This is a genomic window from Tianxiuia mixotrophica (genome assembly GCF_050596425.1).
Taxonomy (GTDB): domain Bacteria; phylum Bacillota; class Clostridia; order Peptostreptococcales; family Acidaminobacteraceae.
Window position 1 is genome coordinate 323460 of sequence record NZ_CP192292.1, and the last position, 16575, is coordinate 340034.

The 16575-nt window shown below is 41.7% G+C and carries 11 protein-coding genes; 9 read left to right on the forward strand and 2 right to left on the reverse strand.

Annotation, left to right across the window (positions count from 1 at the left end):
* Positions 1-17 precede the first annotated feature (17 nt).
* From nrdJ to disA, 9 genes are all read left to right on the forward strand, one after another.
* Positions 18-2378: a ribonucleoside-triphosphate reductase, adenosylcobalamin-dependent gene (nrdJ, locus tag ACQ4KW_RS01460; protein WP_430884776.1), complete on the forward strand. Its 2361-nt coding sequence runs from the start codon at positions 18-20 to the stop codon at positions 2376-2378.
* Between the two features lie 179 nt (positions 2379-2557).
* Entirely contained in the window at positions 2558-3640 is a 1083-nt protein-coding gene (locus tag ACQ4KW_RS01465; protein WP_430884777.1) for a GGDEF domain-containing protein, read from the forward strand.
* A 75-nt stretch (positions 3641-3715) separates the two neighbouring features.
* Positions 3716-4531, forward strand: coding sequence for a hypothetical protein (locus tag ACQ4KW_RS01470; RefSeq protein WP_430884778.1), 816 nt, complete (start codon positions 3716-3718; stop codon positions 4529-4531).
* Positions 4532-4846: 315 nt separating this feature from the next.
* Positions 4847-6916, forward strand: a complete 2070-nt coding sequence (fusA, locus tag ACQ4KW_RS01475; RefSeq protein WP_430884779.1) for an elongation factor G — start codon at positions 4847-4849, stop codon at positions 6914-6916.
* Positions 6917-7206: 290 nt separating this feature from the next.
* Positions 7207-7758, forward strand: a complete 552-nt coding sequence (locus tag ACQ4KW_RS01480; RefSeq protein WP_430884780.1) for a UvrB/UvrC motif-containing protein — start codon at positions 7207-7209, stop codon at positions 7756-7758.
* Complete coding sequence (locus ACQ4KW_RS01485) at positions 7745-8749, forward strand: hypothetical protein (RefSeq protein WP_430884781.1); 1005 nt, start codon at positions 7745-7747, stop codon at positions 8747-8749. Before ACQ4KW_RS01480 ends, ACQ4KW_RS01485 begins: the two co-directional genes overlap by 14 nt.
* Positions 8750-8761: 12 nt before the next feature.
* A complete protein-coding gene (locus tag ACQ4KW_RS01490; protein ID WP_430884782.1) occupies positions 8762-11275 on the forward strand; it encodes an ATP-dependent Clp protease ATP-binding subunit in 2514 nt (837 codons plus the stop codon).
* A gap of 2 nt (positions 11276-11277) precedes the next feature.
* Positions 11278-12648: a DNA repair protein RadA gene (gene radA, locus ACQ4KW_RS01495; RefSeq protein WP_430884783.1), complete on the forward strand. Its 1371-nt coding sequence runs from the start codon at positions 11278-11280 to the stop codon at positions 12646-12648.
* Positions 12649-12653: 5 nt separating this feature from the next.
* Entirely contained in the window at positions 12654-13727 is a 1074-nt protein-coding gene (disA, locus tag ACQ4KW_RS01500) for a DNA integrity scanning diadenylate cyclase DisA (RefSeq protein WP_430884784.1), read from the forward strand.
* A 123-nt stretch (positions 13728-13850) separates the two neighbouring features.
* Here the strand turns inward: disA and ACQ4KW_RS01505 are convergent, their stop codons facing one another.
* Together ACQ4KW_RS01505 and ACQ4KW_RS01510 are read right to left on the reverse strand one after the other, a co-directional pair.
* A complete protein-coding gene (locus tag ACQ4KW_RS01505) occupies positions 13851-15065 on the reverse strand; it encodes an ammonium transporter (RefSeq protein WP_430884785.1) in 1215 nt (404 codons plus the stop codon).
* Between the two features lie 185 nt (positions 15066-15250).
* Positions 15251-16573 carry a sigma-54-dependent transcriptional regulator gene (locus ACQ4KW_RS01510; RefSeq protein WP_430884786.1) on the reverse strand — a complete coding sequence of 441 codons (1323 nt, stop codon included), beginning with the start codon at positions 16571-16573 and terminating at the stop codon, positions 15251-15253.
* Positions 16574-16575 lie beyond the last annotated feature (2 nt).

Here is a 16575-nt window from a genome sequence, read left to right on the forward strand (position 1 = left end):
GGTGGAGTGGAGACGTTATGGTACAAGTCATCAAGAGGGATGGTCGACTTACGGACTTCAACAAAGAGAAGATCCAAAGAGCGATTGAACTGGCAATGAAAGAAACTGAAAAAGGTCTAGATACAGAATTGAGTCTACTAATTTCAGATGAAATCCATAAAATGGTGGATGAAAAAGACACTGTCGAAGTGGAAGATCTACAAGATATGGTAGAATTTTCATTAATGGCAAGTCCAAGAAAAGATGTTGCGAAGAGATACATAATTTACCGTAACGAGCAAGACAAAACCAGAGTTCGAAGAAAAGATAAGGATAGACTACTCACAGATGACTTCATCAGTAAGTATAAGCATACAGATTCTCCAATGACACAGCTTGGGAACTTTGTTTATTACCGTACTTATTCAAGATTTCTACCAGAAGAAAAGCGTCGCGAATTCTGGTGGGAAACTGTTAGAAGAGCTGTTGAATACAACTGTAGTCTTGCACCAACAACGCGTCAAGAAGCAGAAGAGCTATACGACAACATCTTCAATTTAAGACAGTTTCTATCGGGTCGTACTTTCTGGGTTGGTCAAACACCGGTTGCTGGACATTATCCTATGTCAAACTACAATTGTTCTTTTCAGATTATTGATAGCTTTGACTCATTTAGAGATGTATTTTATCTTCTTATGGTGGGATCTGGTGTTGGTGTTAGAATCCTTAATGATGATGTTTCAAAAATGCCTAAAACGCGAGTTGATTATGAACTCATTCATAAAGATTACACAGCCATTCCACGCTCTGAGAGAGAAGACAGCACAAGTCTTGAGTTCTTCTATAACAACACAGTGAAAATCACTGTAGGCGATAGTAAAGAAGGCTGGGTGCAATCACTTGATTACTTCTTCAAGCTTCTTTACAGCAATGAATACAGAAATATCAAGACGATTATTGTGGACTATGACCACGTGAGACCAAAAGGTGAAAAACTAAAGACATTTGGTGGGACTGCCTCTGGTCATGTGAGTTTGAAAAACATGTTCGAAAAAATCAGCCGTGTTATTAAGAAGGCTGGTATGCGTGATGGAGCGCAAGATGAAAAGAGACGCATTAAACTTAAGCCAATTGATGCACTTGATATTGCTAATATCATTGGAGAAAACGTCGTTGTTGGCGGTGTGCGCCGTACGGCGGAAATTGTTCTGGTAGACCAGGATGACAATGAAGCAATCGATGCGAAAACACATCTGTACAAGCAGGTTGATGGCAAGTGGGAAGTGAACAGAGAACTTCTACACAGACAAATGTCAAACAACTCAATTTACTATAGAAGAAAGCCGACAAGAGAGCGTCTTCACTGGCAGCTAGAGCGTATGCGTTATTCTGGAGAGCCGGGATGGGTGAATGCAGAAGCTGGCGAGAAGAGAAGACCAAACTTTAATGGTGTCAATCCATGCGGTGAAATTCTTCTAGATTCCAAAGGTCTTTGCAACTTGACAACAATCAATGTTTTCGCCTTTGTAAATCCGGATGGTTCACTGGACAAGGAAGGTCTATTCAAGGCTCAAAGACAATCAGCAAGAGCTGGTTATAGAATGACTTGTGTTGAACTTGAACTTAACAAATGGGATGAAGTTCAGCAAAGGGACAAACTCATTGGTTGTTCCCTAACAGGCTGGCAAGATATGGTCAACGCAACGAAGATGACCAAAGATGACCAGGCTCAGTTGCTTAGAAAGCTAAGAGCTGTTGCAAATAATGAAGCCAGCGCATATGCCAATGAACTGGGACTCACAGAACCACTGCTTGTAACAACTGTAAAGCCAGAAGGCACATTGTCACAGTTGCCAACAGTATCAAGTGGTGTCCACTATTCACATTCCCCTTACTATATTCGTCGTGTCAGAATTTCAGCAGACGATCCACTGGTGAAGGTATGCGAAGACCTAGGCTACCCTGTGTTCCCTGAAGTTGGTCAAAAGATGGAAACGTGCTCTACAAAAGTTGTGGAATTCCCTGTTAAAGCACCAGAAGGTACAACTAAGTATGATGTATCCGCTCTGGAACAACTGGAAAACTATAAAATGTTCATGGAAAACTATGTAGATCACAACTGTTCTATTACCATTCATGTCCGTGAACATGAATGGGACGCTGTAGAAGAATGGGTTTGGAACAACTGGGACGATACAGTGGCGCTTTCGTTCTTATCCTTAGATGATAACTTCTATGAATTGCTTCCATACGAAGCCATTGATGAAGCTGAGTTCATTCGAAGAAAAGAAGAGATGCAAGCCTTTAGACCATCTCTCATTTCTAAATATGAAAAAGAGGAAACTGAGTTTGATATTGGTGCGGATGGTTGCGAATCTGGTGCATGTCCTGTAAGATAATTTCAACTCAAAACAATATTAATAAGCCCTTCGACAAATGTCGAGGGGCTTATTTTCTTGGAAGGAATGACTTAATATATGGGCCAAAGGTCTTAGATTTTTATTGACAAAAGCCCAAAACTTCGATAATCTAAGCGTGGACTTAATGATAACCATTCTCAACGAAAGTGAGGAATTCAGTGAAATCGGAAAGAAGTAGTGAGAGTCGACTCATAGAGGAACTGTATTTAGGTCTACAGCTTGTTTTAACTTTGTTCCTATTAAATTTGGTGTTTCCCGTACTGGGCAAGACAAACCAGACATCAAAAGTGATGTTTGTTTCAGTATTTGTTCTGTATGTGTTTGGAAAGATTGTCTATTATGCGAAGACCGTTATTATTGACAATAGGGAGATGAAAAATCCTCCTAGCCGCACACTAACACTCATTGACGGAGCCTTTGTCTTTTGGGTCATCGCCTTGGAGTGGACTCTTGGTCATAATATAATTTCTCTTTTTTATGTGTACGTTCTGATTCAGGGCATTCGCTATCAGGGAAAAAGCCCCTGGCTCTTTTCTATTCCACCTGCGCTCATACATATAGGTCTCATCACAGGACAAATGGAAGAGTCCATCTTACAAGTGGAACATATTATCGAAATCCTCTTGTATTTTGTGATCGTAATTATTATTGATATTCCATTTAAGCAGATTTACAAATTGAATGAAGAAAAGCAATCCTATTACGAGGCCTTACAAAGAACAAATGATGAACTCGAACGAATGGCAACAACGGACTATTTAACGGCCCTTAGCAACCATCAGTCCTTCTACAGCTATTTTGATGAATTAAAGCTTCAGGCCATGCGAAAGAACTTTCCAATCAGCTTGATATTTATGGATATTGATGACTTCAAACACATCAACGATACATACGGTCACTTATCAGGGGATCAGATATTAAAGGAACTTGCTGACATTATCAAGACCTGCATCCGCAGGACAGATTTTGCTGCAAGATATGGTGGAGAGGAATTTGCTGTGATTTTACCCAATACAAACCTCGATGTTGCTGTCAAACTATCGGAGAGGATACGTAAAAAGGTCGAGTCCAATCGGTTCGAAGCAGGAAACAGTGCGATCAATGTAACCATTAGTATAGGTGCTGATACATTTAAGCCTGAACATGCCTGCAACTGCCTGTATGATTTTATAAACAAAGTGGATATGCTTTTGTATAAAGCCAAGAATAATGGGAAAAACCAAGTGCAGTACACCAAGTAAATGTTAAGAGTTCTTCATACATTCCATTATAAAAAATGATACAATAAAAGTAGAATTATTTTGGGAGGCGAAGTAATGAATACAAAACGTATGATGGACATAGCCCTTAATTTAGCGGGCTTAACGGAAGTTCCTGTAGACTCAGGCATTCATGTCGAAGGAACAGACATTAAAAAAGTGCTTATCGGTGTGGATATGGATACGCCGGAACTTATGCTTGGTGATAAACTAGGCGTCGATTGTGTTGTGAGCCACCATCCAATGGCAGGCACACAAATTATTGATTTTGCAAAGGTTATGGATATTCAAATTGACAAAATGGTCGAGTTTGGTGTTCCAATCAACCGTGCTCAAAAAGTCCTGAGAAAGAAGACCAGTTCTGTAGAGTTGAACTCTCATGTTCGTAATTTTGACAGACCATCTTCAGCAGCAAGACTGCTCAATATGCCTTATATGAACATTCACCTACCAGCTGATATAATTGGTGAAAATATTATGCAGGCTTATTTGAACGAAAAGGCACAAAGCAATCCAAAGATCACTCTACAAGACATTGTCGATGCAATCAATGATTTTGAAGAGTACAAAGAGACACTGGCCAAACCTGTGATTCGGGTAGGTGGTCCAAAGGATTATGCTGGAAAAATTGCAGTTCTATTTGCTGGTGGAACAAACGGCGGTGCTGCGGTGTATAAGTCTTACTTTGATGCAGGCGTCGGAACCATTATAGCAATGCATGTGCCTGAAGATGTAAAAAAAGCTGTTGAAGAGCAAGGTATAGGCAATATAATTGTGGCAGGACATATGGCAAGTGATTCCATCGGCTTGAATAAGATTGTTGAAGCTTGGGAAAAAGAAGGGCTTGAAGTAACAAAAATGTCAGGTCTTTAAACATTCATATTAGTAAGTGAAGAGAATTTTAGGAGATGTCTAATTAGACATCTCCTTTTTAAGTGGATGAAATAACTTTTATTTGACTGAGGGTTTAATATGTCTATGCATACGCGACGCATTAAAAAAATACAGGTCTAATTATTGAATGAAACCATAGAAAAACACGGCATAAATATGTACAAAACGCAACATAAGACAGACTAAAAAGAATATTTAGAAAATTATAATAAATGGAAAGGGTTTTCACAGGTTTATGTAGAATTAGATACCTTACACCAATTAAAAGGAACACATATAAGGAGGAAAAGCGACATGAGGGATTATAAAGTTGACAAAATTCGTAACGTTGCGTTGTTAGGACACGGTGGAAGTGGCAAGACAACTTTAACTGAAGCTGTTCTCTATACATTGGGTAAGACAAAAAGAATGGGTAAGGTTGAAGAAGGCAACACAGTTTCGGATTTTGACAAAGAAGAAATGACACGCGGTTTTTCTATTGGCGCATCTGTTATTCCTGTTGAATGGAATAATTCTAAATACAATATATTAGACACACCAGGTTATTTTGATTTCGTGGGTGATGTATTCAGTTCTCTTCGTGTATCAGGAGGATCAATTATTATGGTCGACGCAACTTCGGGCGTCGAGGTTGGTACAGAAAAGGCATGGACGTTTACGGAAAAGCGTAATATGCCTAAAATCATCTTTGTAAATAAGATGGACAAAGACAATGTAAATTACGTGAAGATTCTTCGCGAGCTAAAAGATAAATTTGGTAAGAAAATAGCACCATTTTGTGTTCCGATGGGAGAAGGTCCTGATTTTAAAGGTTTTATAAATGTAGTAGACCTCGTTGGGCGTGAGTTCAATGGTAAAGAATGTGTGGATGTTGAAATCCCAGCAGAGTATGAAGCAAGAATTAATCCTGTTCGAGACATCTTGATTGAAGCTGTGGCGGAAACAGATGAAGAAATGATGGAGAAGTATTTTGAAGGGGAAGAATTCACAATCGATGAAATCCACGAAGGCCTGAGAAAAGGCGTTTTAGCAGGTGAAATCGTTCCAGTTCTACTTGGATCTGCTGAAAAACAGATCGGCATACATACTTTGCTCAACATGGTTTATGACTATATGCCAACACCTTGGGACATGCACCAAGAAGGCTATGAAGGCGTAAATCCAGAATCGGAACAAACAGAAGTTAGAATGGTTGATGAAAAAGAACCTTTCTCAGCCTTTGTATTTAAAACAATCGCCGATCCATTCATCGGTAAGATTTCGCTCTTCAAAGTGTATTCTGGTTCCCTTACAAAAGATACGGAAATCGTGAATGCCAACAAGGGTGAAGGTGAAAAAATGAACTCTATTTTCCAGTTGAGCGGTAAGGAGCAGCTGGAATGTCAAAAAATAACGGCTGGGGATATTGCAGCCATTGCCAAACTGTCTGTTACTGAAACAGGAGACACCCTTTGCGAAAAAGGACATCCAATCGTTTATCCGGGCATAAACCTTCCAAAACCTTGTTTGTTTATGGCAGTTCAGCCTAAGTCAAAAGGTGATGAGGATAAAATTGGGACATCTCTACACAGATTGTCTGAAGAAGATCCGTCCTTCATTATTGAAAGACCAAAAGAGACACATCAAATGCTCATCGGTGGTCAGGGCAATATGCAGGTTCAAGTTATTGTCAATAAATTGAAAAACAACTTTGGCGTTGAAGTGGATCTGATTGACCCTAAAGTGGCTTATAGAGAAACCATTAAAGGAACTGCGACAGTACAAGGCAAGCATAAGAAACAATCTGGTGGTTCAGGGCAGTATGGGGATGTTCATATAAAATTTGAGCCATCTACAGAACCTTTTGTATTTGAAGAGAAAATATTTGGGGGCTCAGTGCCAAAGCAGTACATTCCTGCTGTTGAAAAAGGATTGAAAGATTCTCTTGAAAAAGGCATCCTTGCAGGTTTCCCTGTTGTAAATGTTAAAGCCACTTTGTTGGATGGATCTTACCATGCCGTAGATTCAAGCGAGATGGCCTTTAAAACAGCTGCACATATTGCGTTTAGAAAGGGTATGGAACAAGCTCGGCCAGTGTTACTGGAACCAATTATGAGTGTTGAGATTTATATTCCAGATGAATACATGGGTGATATTATGGGGGATATGAATAAGCGTCGAGGACGTATTCTTGGTATGGAACCTCATGAAAAAGGCTTCCAAAAAGTTATTGCTGAAGCGCCACAGTCGGAAATGTTCAAATATGCCACTGAACTTCGTTCTATGACTCAAGCACGTGGTTTCTTCAATATGAAGTTTGAGAGATATGAAGAAGTGCCTATGCAAATAGCCGTTAAAGTTATAGACAAGGAAAAGGTAGAATAGGTCACACCATAAGGTTAAACCATTAAATGTATACGAAATAAAGGGTTATCGATCTTTCGATAACCCTTTGCTTTTGCACGAGCACAAGAGAAACAAGCTGTATTCATTTCATAAGCCAAGACCACATAAGTATAATTGAGCATGGACGAGACAGGTTGTAAGAAGGCCTTATTTGTGTGTAAGAATTTGAATGAGAATACTGTGAGCCTGTGACATCCCCCTAAAAAAAGGTATAATAGAAATATGCAAACTCTTGTTCCCTTTTTGAGGGAAAGTCGGTGAGGTGAATTATGAAATGTCAGCACTGTAATAAAAATCAGGCCAGTATTGAGCTCAGTCAAGTTGTGGATGGAACAAAGGAAATCCTACATATATGTGAAAGCTGCGCACAGAAAATGAAACCATCGTCTCCACTTGTGAAAAGTGGTTTTATGTCAGGCCTACTGGATACAATAAATAGTTCAGCCCTTCAAGTCAATTACATAAAGACCACTGCATGTGGTGCATGTGGTATGACCTATGGAAGGTATAAGGAGCTTGGACAACTGGGGTGTTTCGCATGCTATGAAGCCTTTGGCGAAAAGTTGAATCCACTCATACGACGTATACATGGAAGTGACCGTCACACGGGTAAAATGCCTGTGAAATATAGGGGAAGCGCTAAAATTCAAAAGGAGGTTGTCCGTTTAAGAGGACAACTTGATCAGGCCATTCGCAGGGAAGCCTTTGAAGAAGCCGCCATGCTTCGGGATAGGATTCGAGTCTTAGAGCAAACAATTAAAGACAACAAGTTCACCAAGAAGCCAGAAAGAAATGGGGGAACAGAAGATGACGAAAAATAAAGAGACCTGCGTCCTCTGTTCAAGGGTGGAACTTACAAGAAACTTAAAACACTATCCATTTCCAAGCCTTTTAAGTGAAGAACTTCTTGATAAGCTTTTACATGAACTTCGCTATATTTTTGATTCCCCAAAAATCAAGGCTGAATATGACCTACTCTGGTCAAATGGAAAAGACCTTGGGAATGCACAGCAGATGCAACTTCAACTTCAAAATGGCTTTCAGCATAAGAAGTATGAAGACGCCTTTTACCAAATGGCTGAAGACCCACAGAAAAATTTGATCCTATTTTTAGGCGCTGGCGACCATATTCAAATGAAAAAGAGCAAATGGGGTTTGACCCTGGATGTACTTTGGGAAGAAATGAGTTATTTAGATGACTTGATAGATGCCTCGAGTGAATATGCATTCGATCCAGACTTGGGTTATTTAACAAGTCATGTGACAGATGTGGGAACCGGTATGCATGCCTCTGTCCTTATGCATTTACCCGCCTTGAAAGAGAGCGGACTAATAGATGATATAAACCAAGCTGCAGGTCAGTTGGGTTTAACTGTAACAGGTTTGAGTGATCAGGTTTTAAGAGGGGCTGGAGCCTTTTATAGAATAAAAAACCATGTGACAATTGGACGTTCTGAATGGGAAATGATCGATACAGTCACAGAAATCTCCAGACAAATTGCTCGTAAAGAGAATGAGGCCCTAGAGACCATATACATATCAAATCGGTTGGAAGTCGAAGACAAAATCAGTCGAGCCATGGGTATATTATCAAGCGCAAAGCTAATGGGGAGAGGGGAATTTTTGGACCTTATTTCCAGTGTTCGAATGGGAATAAGACTCAAACTCATTCAAGATAGAGCTTTATCAGATATTGATGCATTGATTTTTAATACAAGTGCAGGAACCCTTCAATTGGAAAGCGGGAAAGGGCTTAGTGCCCTGGAGTTAAAATCTCGTAGAGCTGATGTATGCAGGAGATTCTTTAAATAGAGGAGGCCGAGTATGTCCGTTTTTGAAAAGCTATCACGTTCAGCCAGAAAAGCAGTCAATACAGCATTTGATGAAGCAAGGCACCTCGGGCACAATTTTGTAGGGATGGAGCATATCCTTCTTGGAATTGTGAGAGTGCCAGACAACTTAGTCTCCAAGCGACTTCTTGAAAGTGGCATACGAATTGAGGACATAAGACTGGAAGTTATAAAACTGACAGGACAAAGCGTATTTCAAACAAATGTTGATGGATACACACCAAGGGCGCGACATTGCCTTGAGCAAAGTGCCATGATCTCCAAACGTTTGGGGTATTCTCAAATTGAACCGGAACACCTGATGCTGGCTATTTTAGAAGATGAACACTCAACTGCCTACGAGGCCATTGATTCCCTTATGGTGGATTTAAAGGTCTTAAAGACCCAGTTGAGCCAAGCAAAAAGCAAGGAAGAAAAAGCACCGGGAATAAATGAAGATGCTCCTCCTGCACCTGAAACCAGCGGTGTGAAAGGTCGGAGTGGTCAAGGTCCAGTTCGATCAGTACTGGTGGAGAAAAAAGAAAAATTAGTGGATAAATATGGTGTGAACTTAACATCCCTAGCCGCAGACAAGCGACTGGATCCTGTTATTGGACGTGAAATGGAAATAAAGAGAATGATACAGGTTCTTTGCAGGCGCACCAAAAACAATCCCTGCCTTGTTGGAGAGCCTGGGGTGGGCAAAACAGCGGTCATAGAAGGGCTGGCCCACATGATCGTCGATGAACGGGTGCCTGAGAAACTTCTTGGCAAGAAAATTGTTTCCCTCAATATGGGGATACTTCTTGCGGGTACAAAATATCGTGGAGAATTTGAAGAGCGCCTGACAGGGCTCCTAGAGGAAATACAGTCCGACAAGGACGTTCTGCTTTTTATAGATGAACTGCATACAATTATTGGTGCAGGTGGGGCAGAAGGTGCCATAGATGCCTCAAACATTTTAAAACCGAGTTTGGCACGAGGGGATATTCAAGTCATTGGAGCAACAACATCGGGAGAATATCAGAAATATATTGAAAAAGATTCAGCATTGGAAAGACGGTTTCAGCCCATCCGGGTTCATGAGCCCTCAGCAGAAGAAACACTTCTTATTCTAAAAGGGGTCAAGGAAAAATACGAGGCACATCATAGAGTTTATATTAAGGATCAAGCCCTGCGCGCTGCCGTGGAGCTTTCAGATAGGTATATAACGGACAGGTTTTTACCTGACAAGGCAGTCGACATTATTGACGAAGCTTGTTCCATGGTGCGCATAAACACGACGGGAGACCCTGCCCATATTGAAGCTTTGGCAGTTCAACTTGAACACGTTCGTCGGGATAAGGCCCTGGCCATTCATGAAATGAATTTTGAAAAAGCGGCAGAACTCAGGGACAGGGAACGGGAAATTATTGAACGTATCGAAATCGAAAGAGATTTGTATAGAGAAACCTTGGATATGAATTTGACTGTAGATCAGAATCATGTGGAATCTATTGTGGCAGAGTGGACAGGTATACCAGTTTCACGGCTAGCCATGACAGAAAAGGAGAGGCTCATCAACTTGGAAAAGCACCTCCACGAAAAAGTTGTCGGTCAAATTGAAGCAGTGGAGCTTGTATCAAAGGCCATACGCCGGTCTCGTGTGGGATTAGCCAACCCGGGAAGGCCCATAGGGTCCTTTGTATTTTTGGGTCCGACAGGTGTGGGAAAAACTGAGCTTTCAAAGACGCTGGCAGAAACCCTTTTCGGAGATGTATCAGCCCTCATTCGAGTGGATATGTCTGAATTTATGGAAAAGCACAATGTGTCCAGATTGGTGGGATCCCCTCCAGGTTACATTGGACATGAAGAGGGGGGCCAACTGACAGAAAAGGTTAGAAGGCAGCCTTATGCTGTGGTTCTTTTTGATGAAATTGAAAAGGCGCACCCGGATGTCTTTAACCTATTGCTGCAAATACTGGATGATGGCATTCTAACCGATTCAAAGGGGCGTAACGTCAATTTTAAGAATACAGTCATCATTATGACATCAAACATTGGCGTAGATAAAATAAAAAAGCAGGCATCAGTGGGCTTTGTCACAGACGAGGGCAGTGTAGACTATAAGGCATATGAGCGCATGAAAGAAATCCTCCTTGAAGAGATGAAACAAAGCTTTAGACCTGAGTTTATCAACCGTATAGATGATATTATTGTCTTTCATAAGCTAAGTGAAGAAGAGCTTGGAGAAATATTAGAAATCCTGCTCATAGATTTCAGAAAAAGACTGGACAAGCTGGGCATAGATATGACAATTACCCAGACCTTAAAGTCATTGATATGTGAACAAGGATATAGCGACACCTATGGTGCGCGTCCCTTAAAGCGAATGATGACAAAATATATTGAAGACAAGATTTCCGAGGAAATCCTTCAAGGTCGTATTGACCAGGGGGACCATATAGAACTTGATTATGATAAAGACGTTGTTATTACAAAGAAAGAAAAGAGTCAGTTAGAGGTGTAAAAGTGGCAAAGACGAAGACGAAATTTGTGTGTCAATCATGTGGATACAATTCTCTGAAATGGATGGGGAAATGTCCTGGTTGTAAGGAATGGGACACTTTTGTAGAAGAATTGGAAACACCCAAAGCGGCAAAAAAGAATGAAAGTAAGACGATCAGCACGGCATCAAAGCCGCAAAAGCTTAGTGAAATTACATTTGAGAATGAGGATAGAACTAAGACGAATATCAGTGAACTGGACCGAGTTCTTGGGGGCGGTATCGTAAAGGGCTCGCTTGTCCTAGTTGGTGGAGATCCCGGAATAGGAAAATCAACCCTTTTATTACAGGTGGCTGATCTGATCGCTCGGCAAAATAAGAAGGTCCTTTATGTGTCGGGGGAGGAGTCTATTAAGCAGACCAAGCTAAGGGCAGACCGATTAAAAGCGGGTAGTGATAATCTTCTTATTGTGGCAGAGAACAACCTGGACCGAATTTTAGCTCATATTGATGTGGAAAAGCCAGACCTTCTTATAACAGACTCGATTCAGACGGTCTATCATCCGGATGTGACATCAGCCCCGGGCAGTGTGTCACAGGTTAGGGAGGCCACTGGGATTCTTATGCGGGTAGCAAAAGGTCTTGGTATAGCAACCTTCATTGTGGGTCATGTTACAAAGAGTGGTTCCATTGCAGGTCCAAAGGTCCTTGAACATATGGTGGATACCGTTTTGTATTTTGAAGGGGAAAAACACAATGTCTACAGGATTCTTAGGGCTGTTAAGAATCGATTTGGCTCAACGAATGAAATCGGTATATTTGAAATGAGCAATCGCGGTCTCATAGAAGTGCAAAATCCCTCAAATCTATTTTTATCAAATAGACCGGAAGATGCCCCAGGTTCTGTGGTTATTGCTGCCATGGAAGGGAGTCGGCCTGTTCTGATTGAACTTCAGGCCCTTGTGTCTCAGTCCAGCTTTGGAAACCCTAGACGGATGGCCAATGGTGTGGATTACAACCGCGTTATTATGTTAATGGCGGTCTTAGAAAAACGCGTTGGGATGATGATAAGTGATCAAGATGGGTATGTAAATGTAGTAGGGGGAATGTCTCTGGATGAACCTGCGGCAGACTTGGCTATTATTACGGCGATCGCATCGAGTTTTAGAAATAAGGCAGTTGACCCTGACACTATGATTTTTGGAGAAGTGGGTTTAACTGGGGAAATTCGAAGTGTGTCACATGCCCAGAGTCGCCTTATTGAGTCAAGTAAAATGGGCTTTAAAAAATGTGTGCTGCCAAAAGGCAACATGGATGGCTTAGAAATTCCAGAGGGGGTTAAGGTCTACGGAATACAGTCTGTAGAAGAAGCCTTTGCAGTTTTATTTGGGAGGTAGATGATATGGCGTTAAAGCGAGAAATAGATCACAGGTTGTTGGAACCACTTAAGCTACTGGCGCCTGGAACAATCCACCGCGAAGGCATTGACAATATTCTCAACGCGGGCACCGGGGCCCTCATTATTTTCGGTGATGAAAAAGACGTGCTAGATATTACAGATGGCGGTTTTAAAATAGACACAGAGTTCTCTCCAACCCATTTATATGAACTGGCAAAGATGGATGGGGCTGTTCTCTTGTCTTCAGATGGGAAAAAAATTCTAAAAGCCAATACTCAGCTCAATCCAGATCCGAGCATTGAAACAATGGAGACTGGAACACGTCACAGAACGGCGGAACGTGTAGCCAAGCAAACAGGCCACCTAGTCGTGTCTATTTCGCAGAGGCGGGACGTCATAACAATTTACAAGGGCACGCTTAAATATGTTTTTAGAGAAATCAATGTTCTTTTGACAAAGGCCAACCAAGCCATTCAGACCCTTGAAAAGTACCGAAAATCATTTGATGATGCGGTGAGTGTTCTGACAACACTTGAAATTGATGACCTGGTGACCCTGAACGATGTATGTATTTGCATGATGCGGGCTGAAATTCTCCTGCGTGTTACGGCAGAAATAGAAAGGTATATCACAGAGCTGGGACGTGAAGGTCGACTTGTGGCCATGCAGATGGAGGAACTTTCCGGTCCTGTCGATGGAGAACTTCAAAATATTATTGAAGATTACAAGAAGGAAGATCGAGAACGTGATGACATATACCTGAGCCTTTGGAAACTGTCATCAGATGCCCTGCTTGATCCAATGAATATGGCCAAGGCCCTTGGCTATGTGACAAATGCAGATCTACTTGATACACCGGTCTTTACAAAGGGCTTTAGGGTGCTTTCAAAGATTCCTCGTCTACCTGCAGCGGTTATAAATAATATTATCCTGCACTTTGATGACTTTCAGGATATACTTGTTGCAACAAATGACGAACTTGATGAAGTTGAAGGTGTGGGTATGGTCAGGGCGAGAAATATAAGAGAAGGATTAAGGCGTATTAGCGAAAGAAGTTTGATTGATGCCAGCCGTTGAGGTTAACGTACATAAAGAAAAAGAGGATGCCGAAGCATCCTCTTTTTCTTTTCTAAGCATGTAGCAAAGAAACTATTGGTACAATGCCAATCTAATATAGGATTAAATCGACACGATTGGGGCTTAAATAATATAAGCATTTTCTCCGTGGAGCGTTTCATCAAGACCAGCTGATTGGTCTTCAGCTTTCACGCGGACTGGAGTGACCTTATCAATGAGCATGAGCAGGACATAAGAAATTATAAAGGCATACACAGATGCAAATACGACAGCGCCAACTTCAACAAAGAAGAAACGTGTGCCACCGTGAATTAGACCATCTGCGCCGGAAGGGTTGATGGCAGTTGATCCTAGAATGGCCAACATGATAACGCCGACAATGCCGCCAACGCCATGCACGCCCCAAACATCAAGGGCATCGTCCCACTGGAGTTTGTTCTTGAGTTCAACAGCATAGAAACAAACCACACCAGCTGTGATACCGATAATAGCCGCTTCACGAGGTCCAACAAAGCCAGCGGCTGGTGTAATTGTTGCAAGACCTGCAACGGCACCGGTTAGAAATCCGACAAACTTAGGTTTGCCTGTGTGTTTCCATTCAATAATCAGCCAAACAATGGCTGCGAAAGACGCTGCAATGTCGGTGTTCAAAAAAGCCATGGCTGTGATACCATCAACACGAAGTTCACTGCCGGCATTAAAGCCGTACCATCCAAACCACAATAGAGCTGTTCCAAGTGCAATCAGTGGAATACTATGCGGTTCGTGGTTTTTAACATGTCGCTTGCCAACGAAAAACACAGATGCAAGTGCAGCCATACCAGCTGTGGCATGAACCACAATACCGCCTGCGAAGTCAATGACACCAAGTTGTGCAAGAATGCCACCACCCCATACCATATGAGTGAATGGGAAGTAAACAAGAAGCAACCAAGCAATCTGGAAAATAACGTAGGCAGTGAATCGCACCCGTTCTGTAAAGGCCCCAGTGATAAGGGCTGGCGTGATGACTGCAAACATCATTTGATAAGCGATGAAAACGAGAATTGGTATATTGTTGTCGGCTGACAAAGCGCTTGTCAAATCGACACCATTTAGAAATGCCATATCGAGATTACCGATAACACCACCGATATCACCACTAAAACATAGGGAATATCCAACGGAGTACCATAGTATTGTGGTGATCCCCAGTGAAACAAAGCTTTGCATCATAATAGATAAAACGCCTTTTCGGCCCACTAGTCCCCCATAAAAAAAGGCAAGACCTGGGGTCATAAGCATTACAAGGCTTGTTGCTAAAAGCATAAATCCCGTACTGCCAGTATCAAAATTCATAAAACACCCTCCAATATTTTTATAAGTACAGAAAGTAATATTGCAAGGATCGTGCCAATTTGTGAAAGCTCTGTTTTCAAGGGATTACATATGAGATTAAGGGAAAAAGTGAGCCAAACCTGTCACACTGGGACAGGTTTGGCTCACTTTTTAAAAGCAATGGCTTCAAATCTCTAAAAGCTGGTTTATAAATCAATATTAAATTTGTTGATTTTACGATGAAGGGATCGCCTACTAATGCCCAGTGACTGGGCTGCTTTTGTAACGTTGCCTCCAGAGTCGATGAGCGCACTGCGTAGAATACGTTCTTCAGTATCTTCAACCTGTTCTGTGAGAGGCATATGCTTTATTGAAGAAGAGGCCAGAATCTTTTCTGGAAGATCCTGAGTTGTGATTAAATTGCCATCACTAATAACGATAATGCGTTCGATTATGTTTTCTAGCTCTCTTACATTTCCTGGCCAATCGTAGTTCAGTAGAGCTTGGAGGGCGTCATTAGAGAGGGCTTTTCTTTGTCCCTGACTGCTTAAGTCAATAAAAACCTCGATAAGTTCTTTTAGGTCTTCTTGTCTTTGGCGCAGGGGCGGGACAGTCAGTGGAATGACATTCAGTCTGTAATAGAGGTCTTCGCGAAAGAGACCTTCTGCGACCAGAGTTTCCAAATCCTTATTTGTTGCCGTGATAATTCGTATATCTAGCGGTATGGTTTCAGTGCTTCCCAGGCGTTCAAATTCCTTTTGTTGAATAATTCTAAGGAGTTTAAGTTGAATGAGTGGAGAAATGTCTCCGATTTCATCTAAAAATATGGTTCCGCCATTTGCTATTTCAAAGCGTCCGAGCTTTTGGGCATTGGCACCAGTGAAAGCGCCCTTTTCATGACCAAACAATTCGCTTTCCAGTAAGGTTTCTGGAAGGGCAGAGCAGTTCACTTTTACAAATGGTTTTTCTCTTCTTGGACTGGCCTCGTGTATGGCTCTTGCCACCAGTTCCTTGCCTGCGCCGGTCTCACCGTGAATATAAACAGTGGCGAGACTAGAAGCCACTTTATGAACCATGTGTATGAGATTTTTCATGGGTGGGCTGTTGGCTATAAGAATGGATTCAGCAGGCTTAATCCCACTGGAATCGGAATCTGAGTGGTTGAGAATGAGCTGGGTTTTCCGCACAGACTCAAGGACCTCGTCAATGTTAAATGGTTTTCTAATATAATCACTGGCCCCGGCTTTAAGGGCTTCAATGGCTGTGTCAAGGGTTGCAAAGGCTGTCATTAGAAGGACCTTAATATAGGGGTCCTTTTCCTTTATTTTTGTTAAGAGTTCCATACCATCCATCCCAGGCATTTTAATGTCGGTCAGGACAATATCAACAGCATATCTGTCGATGAGATTCAGAGCCAAGTCTCCACTTGAAGCGGTAAGCACTGAGTAGCCGTCATGCTTGAGCACTCTTTCAAGCATATTGAGAATGTTATTCTCATCATCAACGATCAATATCTGCGTTTTGTTCATTT